13 protein-coding genes and 1 pseudogene are annotated in these 15,562 nt (G+C 61.0%); 6 read left to right on the top strand and 8 right to left on the bottom strand.

What is annotated here, in order from left to right; all coding sequences use genetic code 11:
- Nucleotides 1–82: 82 nt before the first annotated feature.
- The 5 genes and pseudogenes from AC1RDQ_RS20995 to AC1RDQ_RS21015 form a co-directional block, all read right to left on the bottom strand.
- Nucleotides 83–835, bottom strand: a complete 753-nt coding sequence (locus AC1RDQ_RS20995; protein WP_223473825.1) for a bestrophin-like domain — start codon at nt 833–835, stop codon at nt 83–85.
- Between the two features lie 48 nt (nt 836–883).
- On the bottom strand, nt 884–1,312 hold the full coding sequence (locus AC1RDQ_RS21000; RefSeq protein ID WP_218498358.1) for a hypothetical protein: 429 nt from the start codon (nt 1,310–1,312) through the stop codon (nt 884–886).
- A gap of 138 nt (nt 1,313–1,450) precedes the next feature.
- The gene (locus AC1RDQ_RS21005; protein WP_154862382.1) at nt 1,451–1,864 is read right to left on the bottom strand and encodes a VOC family protein; all 414 of its coding nucleotides are present in this window, start codon (nt 1,862–1,864) and stop codon (nt 1,451–1,453) included.
- An 89-nt stretch (nt 1,865–1,953) separates the two neighbouring features.
- Nucleotides 1,954–2,614: pseudogene (locus tag AC1RDQ_RS21010) on the bottom strand (TetR/AcrR family transcriptional regulator).
- On the bottom strand, nt 2,601–3,452 hold the full coding sequence (locus AC1RDQ_RS21015; RefSeq protein WP_057715519.1) for a 3-hydroxybutyryl-CoA dehydrogenase: 852 nt from the start codon (nt 3,450–3,452) through the stop codon (nt 2,601–2,603). The pseudogene AC1RDQ_RS21010 and the gene AC1RDQ_RS21015 overlap by 14 nt, the downstream one beginning before the upstream one ends.
- A gap of 163 nt (nt 3,453–3,615) precedes the next feature.
- On the opposite strand from AC1RDQ_RS21015, the gene AC1RDQ_RS21020 reads away from it, so the two are divergent.
- Nucleotides 3,616–4,668: an AraC family transcriptional regulator gene (locus AC1RDQ_RS21020; RefSeq protein ID WP_492588011.1), complete on the top strand. Its 1,053-nt coding sequence runs from the start codon at nt 3,616–3,618 to the stop codon at nt 4,666–4,668.
- A 127-nt stretch (nt 4,669–4,795) separates the two neighbouring features.
- Here the strand turns inward: AC1RDQ_RS21020 and AC1RDQ_RS21025 are convergent, their stop codons facing one another.
- Entirely contained in the window at nt 4,796–5,518 is a 723-nt protein-coding gene (locus AC1RDQ_RS21025) for a pirin family protein (protein ID WP_492588012.1), read from the bottom strand.
- Between the two features lie 329 nt (nt 5,519–5,847).
- Here AC1RDQ_RS21025 and AC1RDQ_RS21030 point away from each other — a divergent pair, with 329 nt between their 5' ends.
- Nucleotides 5,848–6,798 carry a GlxA family transcriptional regulator gene (locus AC1RDQ_RS21030; RefSeq protein WP_492588013.1) on the top strand — a complete coding sequence of 317 codons (951 nt, stop codon included), beginning with the start codon at nt 5,848–5,850 and terminating at the stop codon, nt 6,796–6,798.
- Nucleotides 6,799–6,949: 151 nt separating this feature from the next.
- Nucleotides 6,950–8,434, top strand: coding sequence for an ATP-binding protein (locus AC1RDQ_RS21035; RefSeq protein ID WP_492588014.1), 1,485 nt, complete (start codon nt 6,950–6,952; stop codon nt 8,432–8,434).
- Here AC1RDQ_RS21035 and AC1RDQ_RS21040 read toward each other — a convergent pair.
- The gene (locus AC1RDQ_RS21040) at nt 8,399–11,203 is read right to left on the bottom strand and encodes an ATP-binding protein (RefSeq protein WP_492588015.1); all 2,805 of its coding nucleotides are present in this window, start codon (nt 11,201–11,203) and stop codon (nt 8,399–8,401) included. The two genes, AC1RDQ_RS21035 and AC1RDQ_RS21040, sit on opposite strands and share 36 nt — an antisense overlap.
- 366 nt (nt 11,204–11,569) lie before the next feature.
- On the opposite strand from AC1RDQ_RS21040, the gene AC1RDQ_RS21045 reads away from it, so the two are divergent.
- Nucleotides 11,570–12,136 (top strand): flavodoxin family protein, encoded by a 567-nt coding sequence (locus AC1RDQ_RS21045; RefSeq protein ID WP_492588016.1) that lies wholly within the window; start codon nt 11,570–11,572, stop codon nt 12,134–12,136.
- 44 nt (nt 12,137–12,180) lie between these two features.
- A complete protein-coding gene (locus AC1RDQ_RS21050; RefSeq protein WP_057715512.1) occupies nt 12,181–13,005 on the top strand; it encodes an alpha/beta fold hydrolase in 825 nt (274 codons plus the stop codon).
- Between the two features lie 36 nt (nt 13,006–13,041).
- On the opposite strand, the gene AC1RDQ_RS21055 is transcribed toward AC1RDQ_RS21050, so the two are convergent.
- A complete protein-coding gene (locus AC1RDQ_RS21055) occupies nt 13,042–13,491 on the bottom strand; it encodes a helix-turn-helix domain-containing protein (RefSeq protein WP_218498348.1) in 450 nt (149 codons plus the stop codon).
- Nucleotides 13,492–13,651: 160 nt separating this feature from the next.
- Between AC1RDQ_RS21055 and AC1RDQ_RS21060 the strand changes: the two genes are divergently transcribed.
- Nucleotides 13,652–14,569 (top strand): LysR family transcriptional regulator, encoded by a 918-nt coding sequence (locus tag AC1RDQ_RS21060; RefSeq protein ID WP_492588017.1) that lies wholly within the window; start codon nt 13,652–13,654, stop codon nt 14,567–14,569.
- The last annotated feature ends 993 nt before the right edge of the window (nt 14,570–15,562 follow it).

Below are 15,562 nucleotides of genomic sequence, written 5' to 3' on the forward strand. Positions count from 1 at the left end.
TAGGTCATCGTCAAGATTAAATTCCGAAACCCCTATCTGCGTATGCAGGTAGGGGTTTTGTTTTTGTCCGCGGGAAATGAAATTACTGCCCCAACCGCTCCAGCGTGTGCTCCAGGGGATCCAGCGACACACAGATAAAACCATCAAGCGGTCGATTGAGTTCCTCTACCAACAAGATGGTTGCCCCCGTCGACAGGGCACACATCAGCAATACGGCGACAATGGTGCCGTTGCAGGGTGCAAACAGGCCGAACGAACCGAAGATAATCCCCAGCCACGTCACCAGGATCACCAGCATCACCGGTGGAATCGATTGATTGGCCTGCAGCAGGGTCAGCCAGCGGGCGGCAAACACGGTGTCCATGTCTTGCAATGCCTTGGCTTTGAGTGCGCGCTGATCATCGTTGCCGGGCGTCAGTGACTCGACCTGGCGTTGCAGGCCTTCGGAGCGACGGATCACTTCTGGGCTATCGAGTTTTTCAATCTGACGGTGATCGCGGGTCGCGAGCACCTGGGTGACTTCGGCGTAGTTGTGCTTGAGCTCGGTGCGGATGCCCTGGGTGTCGGGGCCGTAGCGGGCCAGCAAGCGGTCGAATTGAACCACTTTCGCCGCCGCGCCCTCCAGTTCGGCATTGGCCGTATCGAAGGTGCCTTTGGCAGAGGAAACGAGCAGGCCGAGGACCAGCGCCGACATCGTTGCGATGAGGCCGGTGGCCAGCTTCACTACTGCCACGGAGTCATCGCTCAGATGATGGCTCGGTAATCGCTCCCTCACGTACGAGCCCATCAGTGCGCTGGCGGACAGACAGGCGAAAACGATGAGAGCGATCACCACGTCATTCAAATTCAACCTCCGTTGACGCTGTCCTCCAGGGGGAGATATCTACTGGTACTTGATCACGATACCTTTGAGCTTGCGTCCCTCGATGGTCCTCACGTCGCGTGCCCACAGCGGCCCGCTGGCATAGGCACCCACCGCCTGAATGTGGTCATAGACGACCACCACGGCGTCGCCACCGAGTTTGGCGGACTCTTCCCGCAGCTTCTGTTCGACTTCGGTAATCGGCGGGGCAGGGTCGATGCTGGCGTCGATCAACACCTCACCCAGGCGCACATGTGGGCGCAGAGGCTCCGAGCGCAGCACGACAACCTGGTCCGGCGATGTCGGTGCCGGATGTTCTACACCGACATAGGCGGTGGTCTGTGCATCGACAGTGGTGCAACCATTGAGGGTCAGCAGGCTGGCGATCATTCCACCGGCCAGTAGCAAGAGCTTGCAACGGGTGGGCCAGGACGCGTCGTGGGTCGGCATAGTGGGTATCCTCCTCAGGTTTGCTGCTATCCGTATGGCTAGTTGACGGTAGCAGACAGGCGGGGAGTTGCCAGAAAGCCCAACCTTTTCAGGTCGGGCTTTTTTGTGCCTTCAATACTCTCGATCGACCAAGGCCTTTCACTGATCCTTTTCGCAATTGACCATCCACGACACACCAAAACGGTCGACCAGCATGCCGAAGCGTGCTGCCCAGAACGTGGTTTCCAGTGGCATTTGCACAGTGCCACCGTCCGCCAGTGCCTTGAAGACCCGTTCGGCCTCGGCAATGCTGTCGACGTTGAGTGAGATCGAGCAACCACTCATGCCCTGGACGGGACGATCCGGAGTGGTGTCCGACCCCATGATCGCCTGATCGCCCACGATCAGGCGGGTATGGATGATCAGGTTGTGCAGATCCGTGGGGACATGCTCACCGGCAGGCGTTTCGCCGAAGGTCATCATGGCTTCGATCTGGCCTTGCAGGCACTGCGCGTAGAACGTGAAGGCAGCTTTGCAGTCGCCGTTGAAGATAAGGTAGGGATTGATTTTCATGGTCGGCTCCAGGTGCTCGAGTGCATACATCGGTTTGGACGCCGGTTTTTTCGGCGAATTCCGATTGTGTCGAGCCGACAAGCAAAGCGCTAAATCTTCGTCGAAGCTTGTGTTTCTTTAGATGTTTTTTTCAATAGGACGCGCCAGGCTTATTGCCTCCGGCACACGCCGTGGCGCAAGCACGCGTTCGATGGCGCCGCTGACCATGCTCTCGAGCAGCTCATCACGTTCCTGCTCGTCCAGCACATGGGGTGTCAGCCAGCTGGGAGCACTGTTGAGCAGGGCGCCAATGGCATGCCCGGCGGCCAGCAGGCCTTGCTCGCTGAAGCGGGACTTGGCGCCCAGCATCCTCAGCAACGTGCGTTCGTATTGCTCGCGCAATTGCCGGACCCGATCCTGTTGCTCTTCGTTCAGGCAACCGCTGTCGCGCTCCACCAGGCGGAAATGCCAGGGCATCTCCCGATGCAGATTCAGATGGGCGCGAATCAGGCTGTTGAGTTTGTCGCGCTTGCCCGGGGCCTTTTGCTGGATACGTCCCAGGGTGGCCAGCAGCTCCTCGTAGAACTCCTCGATCAGGTCGAGCAGCAGATGCTGTTTGCTGGGGTAATGGTGATACAGCGAGCCTGGGGAGAGCCCCAGGCACGTCGCGAGCTCACGCATGCCGACCTGGCCGAACCCCTTGCAGGCAAACAGCTCCAGGACCTTGTCCCGGTACTCGGCAAAGCGCGAGCAACGCTCAGGCATAGGCATGGAAGCCGCGCCCCGTTTTACGTCCCAGGTAACCGGCGGCGACCATTTCCTTGAGTAACGGCGCCGGGCGATATTTGCTGTCGTTGAAACCGTCATAGAAGGCTTCGAGGATCGACAACAGGGTGTCCAGGCCAATCAGGTCCGCCAGGGCCAACGGGCCGATAGGCTGGTTGCAGCCCAGGCGCATGCCGGCATCGATGTCTTCGGCGCTGGCCAGGCCTTCCTGGAACACCAGGATCGCTTCGTTGATCATCGGTACCAGGATCCGGTTGACCACGAAGCCCGGGCGGTTGCCGGCAGTGATCGCGGTTTTGCCGAGGGTGGTCGCCATGTCCAGCGCCAGTTGGTGGGTCGCGTCACTGGTTTGCAGGCCACGGATGACTTCGATCAGGCCCATCACCGGCACCGGGTTGAAGAAATGCAGGCCGATGAAGCGCTCAGGCTGGCTGACACTGGCGGCGAGTTGGGTGATCGACAGCGACGAGGTATTGGAGGCAATGACGCATTCGCTGCTGACTTGCGCAGCAATCTGTTGCAGCACACGCAGTTTCAGGTCGAGATTTTCCGTCGCAGCTTCAATGACCAGCTGCGCATTTTGCAGGCTGCTGTAGTCGGTGCTGGTGCGGATTTTGTCGAGAGCGGCCTGTTTCTGCTCCGGCGTCAGGGTTTCCTTGGCGATCTGCCGGTCCAGGTTTTTGCCGACCGTTGCGACGGCTTTTTGCAAAGCGCTTTCGGAAATGTCGAGCAAGGTCACGTTGAAACCGGCCATGGCGCAGACTTGTGCAATGCCGTTGCCCATGGTGCCCGCACCGATCACCCCGATGTTTTGCAGATTCATCTTCCCATCCTTCGATCAAACCCTGCGATACCTTGGCCGCGATTGCGACCGAAGGCGTACTATTGCCGCGAGTCTAGAGCCGGCAGGGCGGTTGTCCTATGCCAAAACTGTTCAACGGCACTGATGTTTTTTGCCATTCGGGTGATGAGAGAGAAGCGAACCAATGCGGGAAAAGGACTCGGTTGCCGCCTATTTCGTGCAGGCAATGATCCATGGGCTGCGCGATGATCCGCAGCGCGTGACGGCCGTGCTCGAACAGGCGGGCATTGATCCGGCGGTCATGCACCAACCCACGGCGCGGGTGCCGGCCAATGCGTTTGCGGCGTTGTGGCTGATCCAGATCCGCGAGCTCGACGATGAGTTTTTCGGGCTCGATTCCCATGGCATGCCACCGGGCAGTTTCGCCCTGATTTGCCGTGCCTTGATTCAGGAGCCCGATCTGCACAAGGCCATGCGTCAATGCCTGGCCAACTTCGGCTTGTTCCTGCGCGACTTTCGCGGCTCTCTGGCCGTGCGTGGCAAGCGTGCGGTCATCAGCCTCGACACCCGTTCGACGGACAACGATGCCAGCCGGTTTGGTGAAGAAACTTTCCTGGTGTTGATGATCAGTCTGCTGTGCTGGCTGGGCGGGCGGCGCATTCCCATTGACCGTGCGGACTTCCGCCATTCGCGCCTGTCGCTGGGTGATGACCGCCTGCTGTGGGGCCCCAACCTGACCTTCGGTGCCGAGCGCACCGAAATCGAATTTGCCAGCCACTACTTGCGCCTGCCCGTGGTTCAGGACCTGGCGTCGCTGAAAGTGTTTCTGCGTACCGCGCCGCAATGGCTGGTGATCCGCTTCCGCAACCAGCATGGCCTGGCATCCCAGGTTCATCAGCGCTTGCGCGGCAGTCATTACAGTCAGTGGCCGACGTTGCAGGCCTTTGCCCTGGAACAGCACCTGAGCCCCAGCACCTTCCGCCGCAAACTGGAGCGTGAAGGCTGTTCCTACCAAGAGATCAAGGACGAAGTCCGCCGTGGCGTGGCCTTTGAGCAATTGCGTCAGAGCGACGCGAGCATCAGCGATATCGCTGAACAACTGGGTTTCCAGGAACCCAGCGCCTTCCATCGGGCGTTCAAGAAGTGGACCGGGGAAAGCCCCGGGCGCTATCGGGCCCGTTATCAGGGGGAGCAGGGCGCAGAGATCGCTACCCTTGAAGCTTCCTGCGATCCCTGAACCATCAACGATCCACCCGCAGGACGAGCAGATTTACACAAACTGTGGGAGCGAGCCTGCTCGCGAAAGCGATAGGTCATTCAACAATGATGTTGTCTGACACTCCGCCTTCGCGAGCAGGGTTTCGTCATGGCATTTCCGGCAGTTCCTGTGGCCGCAGGTCAAAGACCAATACTTCAGCATCCACGCCATTGCTCAAGGTCAGTACCTGTTCTTCGCGAACCCGCACACCGTCGCCTTCCTGCAACAACACACCGTTGAGTTCAACGCTGCCCCGAGCCACATGCACATAGGCGTAGCGGTTGGCGGCGAGCTCCAGGGTGGCGCTTTCCTTGCCGTCGATCAGGCCGGCATACACCCGTGCATCCTGACGCACCTTCAGCGAACCCTTGGCGCCGTCCGGCGAGATGATCAGTTGCAGGCGCCCGCGTTTCTTCTGGGGGCTGAAATGCTCTTGCTGATAGCGCGGTTTGGCGCCGCTGACGTCGGGCACGATCCAGATTTGCAGAAAGTGCACCGGCAGGGTTCCGGAGTGGTTGAATTCACTGTGGGCCACACCGCTGCCTGCGCTCATCAGTTGCACGTCGCCGGGGCGGATCACGGAACCTGTGCCCAGGGTGTCCTTGTGTTCCAGGGCACCTTCAAGCACATAGGAGAAAATCTCCATGTCGCGGTGCGGGTGCTGGCCGAAGCCTTTGCCGGCGGCGACGCGGTCGTCGTTGATCACCAACAGGTCGGAAAAACCCTGCTCTTTCGGGTTGCGATAGCTGGCGAAGGAAAAGGTATGGAACGACTTCAACCAGCCGTGATTGGCCAGGCCACGATCCGAGGCTTTGCGAAGAGTCAGCATGATGAAATCTCCTTTGGGGACGTGAATTCGTCCGAGTGAGGAGAAGGTTAATGGTTACTGGCTGATTCAATAAGTAGGTTGAAATTGAAATACTGTCTCGTTCAGGTTGACAGTATTCGGGCACGAATCAGTTATTCTTTTCCGATGCCTGGCCTGTGTTTGTCCATAATGCACAGTACCGAAACCTGTGGGAGCGAGCTTGCTCGCGATAGCAATTTTCCAGTCACCTCATCTGTCGAATGTGATACTGCCATCGCGAGCAAACTCGCTCCCACAAAGGGATAGCGCTCGACAAACCGACCTTATTTGATCCCAGTGAATTCCAATCCATGAAAACCGTGGCAATGGTGCTGTTTCCCGACTTTCTCCTGCTCGACATGGCCGGGCCCATGGAAGTGTTTTCCATCGCCAATCGTTATCTGAAACCCGAGGATCACTATGTGCTGACGACCATCGGCACCGAGCCCGGCGCACTGCGGGCGTCCAACGGGGTGAGCGTGCACGCCGACCGGCACATCGATCAGGCCTGCGAGGGTTTTGATTTGCTGCTGGTGCCCGGTGGTCCCGGTGCCTACAACGAAAAGCATCCGCCATTGCTCGACTGGCTCAGGCACAACGTCAGCGGGTCCGCCGGTTATGGCTCGATCTGCACCGGGGCGTTCGTGTTGGGGCATGCGGGGTTGCTCGACGGCTATCGCGTCACCACCCATTGGCACTACACCGAGCGGCTGATCAAGGGCTTTCCGAAAGCGACTGTCGAGACCGATCAGATCTTCGTTCAGGACCGCAACCTGATCACTTCCGGTGGCGTCACCGCCGGGATCGACCTGGCCTTGTCGGTGGTCGCCCAGGATCATGGCAAAAAAGTCGCCCAGGACGTGGCCAAAGTGTTGCTGGTGGTTATGAAACGCCAGGGCGGGCAAGCGCAGTTCAGCCCGTTGATGGCGGCGGTGGCCCCTCACGAAACGGCGATTACCCGGGTGCAGAACCACGTGCTTGAACATCTCGATGAAACCTACAGCATCGAGCGCATGGCCGGTCTGGCCAACATGAGCCCGCGCCATTTCGCCAGGGTGTTCGCCCGGGAAGTGAACATGACGCCGATGGAGTTTCTGCAAAGCGCGCGTATCGATTGCGCCAGGAACCTGCTGGAAACCACCGAGTTGCCACTCAAGACCGTGGCCTTCAAAAGCGGCTTCGGCAGCGTGCGGCACATGCGTTTTCTGTTCAGTGAAAAGCTCGGCCTGACCCCGACCCAATACCGCGAGCAGTTCAGCTAACGCGCATGTCCGTCGTGCGCACCGCAATGGCCGTGACGCTCCCCCCGCGGCAGTTGTACCGTCACCGAGGCCTGCCAAGATACCGCTGAACTCATTGCAAGGACGGTGCGGAGCCTGGGCTGGAAGCCAGGCTTGCAGCGAGTGACAGCCCATGAACAGCCTCAGAGATATAAACAACGAAGCGGTGCTGCAATTCGGGCCTTACGCTTTCCACCTCAGTCAGCGACTGGTGCTGGAGGGCGATCGACCGCTGCGCCTGGGCGGCCGCGCCCTTGACGTGTTGCAGGTGCTGGTCGAGCACGCAGGCTCGGTCGTCAGCAAGGAGGAGTTGATTGCGCAGGTCTGGCCGCGCTCCGTGGTCGAAGAGATCAACCTGCGGGTACACATTGCCGCCTTGCGCCGAGCCCTGGGCGACGGCCAGAACGGCCAGTGCTACATCGTCAACATTCCCCAGCGCGGTTACAGCTTTGTCGCCCCGGTACAGCATTCGCCGCAGCCCGTCTCGTTCCCGAGCGAGACCGTAAAAAAGCCCCTGCACAACTTGCCGGCGCGGCTCACGTCGATCACCGGGCGCGATGCGGTTGTCGGCAGCCTGGTTCGGCAGTTGCCGGTGCGCCGATTCATGACCCTTGTCGGGCCTTGCGGGATCGGCAAGACCACCGTGGCGCTGCGCGTGGCCGAACTGTTGTTGCAGCACTATCGGCACGGCGTGTGGCTGGTGGACCTGGCGGCGATCGATGACCCGGCGCAAGTGACCGACCACGTCACACGAACCCTTGGGCTGGAGGTCGGCACCACGCTGGAGGCGCTGGCGCAGCGGCATGCCTTGTTGGTTCTGGACAACTGCGAACACCTGCTCGAACGCTGCCAGACGTTGATCGAAACACTGCTGGCTTCGCTGCCTCGTCTGTCGATCCTCGCCACCAGCCGCGAGCCGCTCCAGGCAGCGGGCGAAACCGTATTGCGTCTGCCACCGCTGGCGGTGCCGCCGGTGTCAGCGCTGCGCAGTGTTGACGAGGTCATGGGCTATTCGGCGGTGCAGTTATTCGTCAGCCGTGCCCGGGCTCGTCAGCAAGGGTTCACCCTGCGCGAACAAGACCTCAAGACCGTACGGGAAATCTGCCGGCGCCTCGACGGCCTGCCGCTGGCGATTGAATTGGCGGCGGCGCAAATCGATGCGCTGGCGCTGGTGGGGTTGCAAGCGCAACTCGATAACTGTTTTCAATTGCTGTCCCAGGGCCGTCGCACGGCCGTGCCCCGGCACCAGACGCTCAAAGCGGCGCTGGACTGGAGCTACGAACGTTTGACTGCCGTGGAGCAAACCGTGTTGCAGCGCCTGGCGGTGTTCAAAATGGCCTTCACCCGGGACGCAGCGATTGGCGTGATCTGCTGCGACAGGCTGCCTGCCGCCGACCTGATCAAGGTGATGGAAAGCCTGGCCCTCAAGTCGCTACTGACCCTGGAGCAGGGGAGGGAAGTGGCCCGTTACCGCTTCCTCAACACCACCCGCACCTATGCGCTGGAAAAACTCGAACTCAGTGGTGATTTGCGCGCCCTTGAAACGCGTTATGCCGGTTACGTCAGTCAAGCGCGCTGGTCTTCAGGCGGGCAGGTGGCAGTGCAGCTCGTCGAGTAGCCGGCGAACGGTCATCAAGTCCGGCGTGGCGAAACCTTCGGTGTAGCGCTGGTAGATCGGGGCCAGCAATTGATGCGCCCGTTGGGGATCGCCCTGACGCTGCCACAACTGCGCCAGTGAGGTGGCGCTACGCAGCTCCCAGGCCAGGGCACCCTGGGCCTTTGCCACGTTGAGTGCCTTGAGCAGCATGGTTTCGGCCGTCGCGGTCTGGAGCGGGCAATCGGTTGCCAGCAACGTCCTGGCCCTGGCCCGCAGTATCTCTGCCGTGCTCCAGTCCGAAACACCGCTTTGCGCACGTTCGAGCAAATCATCGTCGACACAGGTTGAATCCAGCGTGACCATGATGTCCTTGATCAAACCGACGCTTTGTCGGCCGATTGGCTGAACATCGATACCGCCGATCACCCGCGCATAGTGTTGCGCCCAGTCATGGAACAGCAGGACCGAGTGTTTCCGCGCTTGTTGCAGCAGCAGGCGCAGGAGTTCGCGGGCGCTTCGGGTGTCGCCGTTGTAGTGGGCGATCAGACAGCCGGCGAGCGCCAGGGTGTAGCAGATCGATGTGCCGTGGTTGATCTGCAATGCGATGTCCAGCGCCTGGCGGGCAGTGCGCCAGGCCTGTTCCGGCTGGCCTTGCAGCCAGAGGATGCGCGCGTGGAGGGTCAGCGCCGCGACACTCTGGTCGTATTGCACGCCAAAGCCATGGGTGAAACGGTTGAGATGACCGCTGTGGGCCATGCGTTGCAGCACTTGTTCGGCATGCTCCCCAGCCTGATGCTGGTTGCCGGAGAAGTGCAGGGCGAGCACCCGCAATCGATGCATGCTCAGGGACATCTGGGCGTCGTCTTGCAGCCCCAGGTGATCGAATTGCCGACTCTGTTCCAGGGCCATCTGGTATTGGCCGCAGCTGAGATTGACCGCCAGGTGCCCGGAAATCGCCCGCAACTGACCGGCCACATCGTTGAGTTGGCTGGCCATGGCTCTGGCGCTGACGAAGGCGCCAACGGTTTCGCTGCTACCTCCTTGAACGTGATAACAGGCACTGCCCAAAGCCAGCTTGAGGGCCATCTGCAAGCGCGGGCAAGGCTCGGCAGACTGCTCGAGCAAGGCCAGCGCCTTGCGCACATAACCGCCGTGTTCCTTGAGCAGTGACAACTCCTGCCACAGCGGCGTGGACGTCGCGGCCAGGCGTATCGCCAGTGCCTGCGGCCCTTGCCCGTGCAAACCCCAATCGAGGGCTGCACGGATGTCCTCCAGGGCCCGGCCATAGCGTTCGAGCCACAAGCCGGTGGACGTTTTCTCCCAGTCGTCCTGCGCCTGTTGCATCGTTGCCAGGCAACGCTCGGCATGCCGCTCCCGCGTCCCGGGCAGGTCGGTGGTTTGCGCAAGTTTTTCCAGGGCATAGCTGCGGGTGGTATCGAGCAGGCGGTAGTAAACATCCTCGTCGCCCACCTCCACGTTCAACAGGGATTTGGCGACCAATTGGGTGATCGAGCCGAACACCTCGCGGGGTTCGATGTGTTCGCCGACAATCACCGCCGCTGCCGACTCCAGGGTGAAACCGCCGCGAAACACACTCAGTCGGCGCAAGCAGGTCTTTTCGCAGGCGCTGAGTAGCTCGAAGCTCCAGTCCAGTGTCGCGCGCAGGGTCTGATGGCGTGCCAGGGGCGTCTGGCAGGGCTGGGTCAACACCCGGAAGTTGCTTTGCAACTGCGTCAACAAGCCGGGCAATCCGAAGTTGCCCACTTGCGCCGCCGCCAGTTCGATGGCCAGTGGAATGCCGTCCAGTCGGTGGCAGATGTCGATCAACAGCGGCAGTTCATTGTCCGTCAGTTCAAAGCTGTCATGGCTGGCCATGGCCCGCTCGACAAACAGTTGCAGGGCGGAAAAGGTCATGGCCTGGGCGCGGTCGAGGACGGCGATGGGCGGCGGGCAATCGAGTGACTCCAGGCGCTGGACGAATTCGCCTTCGGCCCGCAGGCTTTCGCGGCTGGTGGCGAGAATATGTACGTGCGGCGCACTGCGCAGAATGGTTTCGCAGAGATGGGCGATGGCGTCGACCAGGTGCTCGCAGTTGTCGATGACCAACAGCATTTGCCTGTCGCGCAGAGAGTCGGCAAGACCGCTCAGGGGGGCGTCGTTGTGCAGGGCCAGTTCGAGCAACGTCGCCAGATGACCGTCGATCATCAGCGGGCAGTTGATCGGGGCCAGGTCCAGCAGGCGAATGCCGTCCCGGTAGCGACCGATCATTTGTTCGGCGACCCGCAAGGCCACGGTGGTCTTGCCGATGCCGCCGGGACCGACGAGGGTGATGAAGCGCTGGCGTGGCAGTTGCACCACCAGATTGTCGACCAGGGTCTGCCGGCCGATCATTCGCGTGCGGCGCACCGGCAGGTTATGCCGGCTCGGTGCGCAAGCCTCGGGCGCTGGCGATTGCTCGGCCTGTTCCAGTGAGTGCGGTGCGACGAAGCTGTACCCGCGCTGGGCCACGGTGACGATGTAGCGCTGGCCGGCCTGACCGTCGCCGAGCGCCTTGCGCAACGCGGCCATGTGCACCCGCAGGTTGATGTCTTCGACCACGCTGTTGGGCCAGACCCGGGCGATCAGTTGCTGCTTGCTGACAACGTTGCCTGCGTGCTCAAGCAGGATCAACAGGATGTCCATGGCGCGCCGCCCCAGGCGCAAAGGCTGGTCGGCCTCCATCACCAGGCGTTGTCCGGGGTAGACCCGGTAGGGGCCGAAATGCACAGCCTGTTCGGGGGAAAGGGTCAACGAGTCGCTCCTGCTGCATCCGTCTGGTACGCGGTTTTCGAGCATATTCCTCAGGTTTTTTACGGAGCGCAATGCGTCGCTTGGGTGACTGAAGGGGCAGGCATTGACTCTAGCGTATCGGCCAGCGGCTGTCGGCCCCGTGATCGTTGGGCGCGACAGATGGACAGCGTCTGCCGGGGCTTTTTGCGCGCCTGGGAAAATTAACAACGTTTAACTCGTCCTGCGTCCGGTCTGCACCCAAAACTATCTTCCTGTAGGAGCGAGCTTGCTCGCGATGGAGTATCAGTCGACACCAATGTGGCTGACACACCATCGCGAGCAAGCTCGCTCCTACAAGGGATTTCAACCCATCTCAAGGACAAACCAATGAGCAACGTGGTGGTGGTCTATCACAGTGGCTACGGGCACACCCGGGTCATGGCCGAAGCCGTGGCCGGTGGCGTGGAACGGCACCTTGGCAGCACCTGCCAGTTGATCCCGGTCGAAGAGGTAGACGAGCACTGGGAGCGGCTGCACTACGCCGACGCCATCATTTTCGGCGCGCCGACCTACATGGGCAGCGCCTCGGCGGCCTTCAAGGCGTTCATGGAGGCCACGGCGGCGTTCTACCTGACCCAGCCCTGGCGCGACAAACTCGCGGCGGGCTTCACCAACTCCGGCAGCCTGTGCGGCGACAAGCTCAACACCTTGCTGCAAATGACGGTGTTCGCCGCCCAGCACTCGATGATCTGGGTCGGCCTCGACCTGCTGCCGGCACGCTCCAGCACCGGCGCGTTCAACGGCCAACTCAATCGTCTGGGTAGCTCACTGGGCGCCATGGCCCAGTCGAATGTCGAGCAATCCCCCGACGATGCCCCTCCGCCCGAGGATCGCCGCACCGCCGCGCACCTGGGCGAGCGGGTGGCGCGTCTGGCCGATCGCCTGCGCCACTGACCCGTTTGATTCACCCCCCAACCCTCGTTAAGGAGGCATCACCCATGAGCACTTTCACTACCCGCGATGGCGTCGAGATTTACTACAAGGACTGGGGCACCGGTCAGCCGATTGTCTTCAGTCACGGCTGGCCACTGAACGCCGACAGCTGGGAATCGCAGATGATCTTCCTGGCCTCCAAGGGCTATCGGGTCATCGCCCACGACCGTCGCGGTCACGGGCGTTCCAGCCAGCCGTGGTCGGGCAATGACATGGACCATTACGCCGACGATCTGGCGCAGTTGATCGAGCTGCTCGACCTGCAAAACGCCGTGCTGTTCGGCTTCTCCACCGGCGGTGGCGAGGTGGCGCGTTACATCGGTCGTCACGGCACCGGTCGCGTGGCCAAGGCCGGGCTGATTTCCGCGGTGCCACCGCTGATGCTCAAGACCGAAGCCAACCCCGGCGGCCTGCCGCTGGAAGTGTTCGACGGCATCCGCCAGGCCTCGCTGGCCGACCGTTCACAGCTGTACATCGACCTCGCCAGCGGCCCGTTCTTCGGCTTCAACAAGCCTGACGCGAAACCGTCCCAGGGCATGATCGACTGGTTCTGGATGCAGGGCATGATGGCCGGCCACAAGAACGCCTATGACTGCATCAAGGCGTTCTCGGAAACCGACTTCACCGAAGACCTGCAGAAGTTCGACGTGCCGACGCTGGTGGTGCATGGCGACGCGGATCAGGTCGTGCCGTATGAAGCGGCGGGCGTCTCCTGCGCCAAACTGGTAAAGGGCTCGACCCTGAAGATTTACCCGGGCGCCCCTCACGGTTTGACGGACACCCATAAGGACCAGCTCAACGCTGACCTGTTGGCGTTCTTGAAAGGTTAAAAAGCCGGATCAAGGGATCGCAGGTTTCGCCAGCGCCTACACGTGCATACCCGTAGGCGCTGGCGAAGGCTGCGATCTTTTGCTTTTAAGGCCATGCACCGCCTGACAGCGCCAGGCAAACGGATTGATGCCTTCGCTGCGGGTGAAGATGTGGCAGAAGTGCGCCTGATCGCAGAAGCCGCATTCGAGGCTGATCTGCGTGAGGCTGAGGTTGGTGTACTGGATCAATTGCTTGGCCAGGGCAATGCGCTGCTGGCGAATCCAGTCCTGTGGCGAGAGGCCGGTGCTGCACTTGAACGCGCGGGAGAAGTGACTGCGCGACAGGGCGCAGGCCTGCGCCAGTTCAGTAACTTCCAGGCTGTCGCCCAGACGTTCGAGGATCAGTTGTTTAACCAGCTTTTCGCGCTGCGGGCTGAGGCAGCCGGTGCTTTTCTTTGGCACCGGCGTGAATGACGCGGGGGCGGCATTTTGCTGAACGTGAGCCATGGCGAATGTCCGTGTCGGTAGGCTTCATTCTTGGACCCGAAGGCTCTGGCTTACGAGTTAATCGTTGTTAATTTCTCGCTCACCGCGGGAAGTCTTGGGTAAAGTCAGACACAATTCTCATCCTCGCGCCCGGCCGAACACACACAAGGAACCTGTGCCTATGAACCGTAACGATCTGCGTCGCGTCGACATGAACCTGCTGGTGATTTTCGAGGCCCTGATGTTCGAAAAGAACCTGACCCGAGTCGCGGAAAAACTGTTCATGGGCCAACCGGCGGTGAGCGCCGCGCTGGGGCGTTTGCGCGATCTGTTCGACGACCCATTGCTGCTGCGCAATGGACGCGGCATGGAGCCGACGGCGCGCGCATTGGCGATTCTCAAGGAATTGCAGCCAGCGATGGACACCATCTCCGGTGCGGTCAGCCGGGCCAAGGAATTCGATCCTGCGACCAGTTGCGATGTGTTTCGCATCGGGTTGTCGGACGATGCCGAGTTCGGTTTGTTTCCACCGTTGCTGCGTCAGTTGCAAGAGGAAGCACCGGGCATCGTCGTGGTCGTGCGGCGAGCCAATTACCTGTTGATGCCAGCGCTGTTGGCGTCGGGGGAAATTTCGGTGGGCGTGAGCTACACCACGGATCTGCCGGCCAATGCCAAGCGCAAGAAGCTGCGTGATATCCCCTGCAAAGTGCTGCGCGGCGACACCCGGCCGGGGATGCTGACCCTGGATGAGTACTGCGAGCGGCCCCATGCGATGGTGTCTTTTTCCGGCGACCTGAGTGGCAACATCGACCTGGATCTGGCGAAGGTCGGGCGTAGTCGTCGTGTGGTGCTGGGGGTGCCGCAGTTCAGTGGATTGCGGGCGTTGCTCGCCGGGACCGAGATGATTGCCACTGTGCCGGATTATGCGGCGTGTGCGTTGGTCGAGGGCTGTGGCTTGCGCGCTGAGGATCCGCCGTTCGAGATTGAGGCGGCGCAGTTGTCGATGGCCTGGAGCGGGGTGCATGACAATGATCCGGCGGAGCGGTGGTTGCGGTCGCGGATCGGTCAGTTCATGTCTGTGGCTTTGGATGTTTCTTAGGTGTTGACCTTGGCGGCCTCTGGGCCGACCAGGTTCTTGGTTGATTGAGTACATATCCGTTGCTGCGGTAACGGCGGCTTATGGTTTCGCCCTTACGGCGAGTCCCTTTTGGCAAACGCCCCAAAAGGAACCAAAAGGTCTCGCCCCTTACGTACGGCCCCTCGCTTAGGCTCGGGGTTCCTTCGCTGCGGTATTCATCCGGGGGCATTGCCCTCCGGTCGGCTTCGCTTCGACCTACATGCAATGAGTTCGACTGCGTCGAACGGCGCTGCGCGCCAATCCCCGGATAAACACCTCCGCTCAGCCTGCCGAGGGGGCGGGTGGATCAAGATCAAAAGCTGCAGGCGAGCTAACGCTCGGCCTGATGAGTGGTGAGAAGCGACGCGGTGGTGCGGGATGCTCTGCTTTTTGCTCTTCTGTGGGAGCAAGCTTGCTCGCGATGGCGGCCTGACAGCCGACCACTTTCTTACGAGTGTACCCAGCCCAACTATAGGGGCGAGCCTGCTCGCGAAGGCGGCCTGCCAGCCAATCAATTTCTTGCTGATGTACACCGATCAAATTGTGGGAGCAGGCTTGCCCGCGAAGGCGGCCTGCCAGCCAATCAATTTCTTGCTGATGTACACCGATCAAATTGTGGGAGCGAGCTTGCTCGCGAAGACGGCCTGACAGCCGCCCAATTACTTGCAGATGTACTCAGCACCTGTGGGAGCAGGCTTGCCCGCGAAGGCGGCCTGCCAGCCAATCAATTTCTTGCTGATGTACACCGATAAAATTGTGGGAGCGGGCTTGCCCGCGAAGGCGGCCTGACAGCCGACCAATCTCTCACAGACATACGCTGATCCACTGTAGGAGCGAGCTTGCTCGCGATAGCGGTGTATCAGTCAACACCAATGCCGGATGTAATGCCGCCATCGCGAGCAAGCTCGCTCCCACAGGGAATGTGCAGTGTTCTGAAAGCCCTGTTTAAAAGCCGTCAGCCTCTATTCCTGAAAG

Source organism: Pseudomonas sp. GW823-FHT02E01, assembly GCF_058797535.1.

Excerpts from the sequence above, each read along its gene's own strand:
- AC1RDQ_RS21035 (WP_492588014.1), top strand. The coding sequence starts at position 6,950 with ATGAACAGCCTCAGAGATATAAACAACGAAGCGGTGCTGCAATTCGGG.
- AC1RDQ_RS21045 (WP_492588016.1), top strand. The coding sequence starts at position 11,570 with ATGAGCAACGTGGTGGTGGTCTATCACAGTGGCTACGGGCACACCCGG.
- AC1RDQ_RS21025 (WP_492588012.1), bottom strand. The coding sequence starts at position 5,518 with ATGCTGACTCTTCGCAAAGCCTCGGATCGTGGCCTGGCCAATCACGGC.
- AC1RDQ_RS21005 (WP_154862382.1), bottom strand. The coding sequence starts at position 1,864 with ATGAAAATCAATCCCTACCTTATCTTCAACGGCGACTGCAAAGCTGCC.
- AC1RDQ_RS21000 (WP_218498358.1), bottom strand. The coding sequence starts at position 1,312 with ATGCCGACCCACGACGCGTCCTGGCCCACCCGTTGCAAGCTCTTGCTA.
- AC1RDQ_RS21015 (WP_057715519.1), bottom strand. The coding sequence starts at position 3,452 with ATGAATCTGCAAAACATCGGGGTGATCGGTGCGGGCACCATGGGCAAC.
- AC1RDQ_RS21055 (WP_218498348.1), bottom strand. The coding sequence starts at position 13,491 with ATGGCTCACGTTCAGCAAAATGCCGCCCCCGCGTCATTCACGCCGGTG.
- AC1RDQ_RS21020 (WP_492588011.1), top strand. The coding sequence starts at position 3,616 with ATGCGGGAAAAGGACTCGGTTGCCGCCTATTTCGTGCAGGCAATGATC.
- AC1RDQ_RS21050 (WP_057715512.1), top strand. The coding sequence starts at position 12,181 with ATGAGCACTTTCACTACCCGCGATGGCGTCGAGATTTACTACAAGGAC.
- AC1RDQ_RS21030 (WP_492588013.1), top strand. The coding sequence starts at position 5,848 with ATGAAAACCGTGGCAATGGTGCTGTTTCCCGACTTTCTCCTGCTCGAC.
- AC1RDQ_RS21060 (WP_492588017.1), top strand. The coding sequence starts at position 13,652 with ATGAACCGTAACGATCTGCGTCGCGTCGACATGAACCTGCTGGTGATT.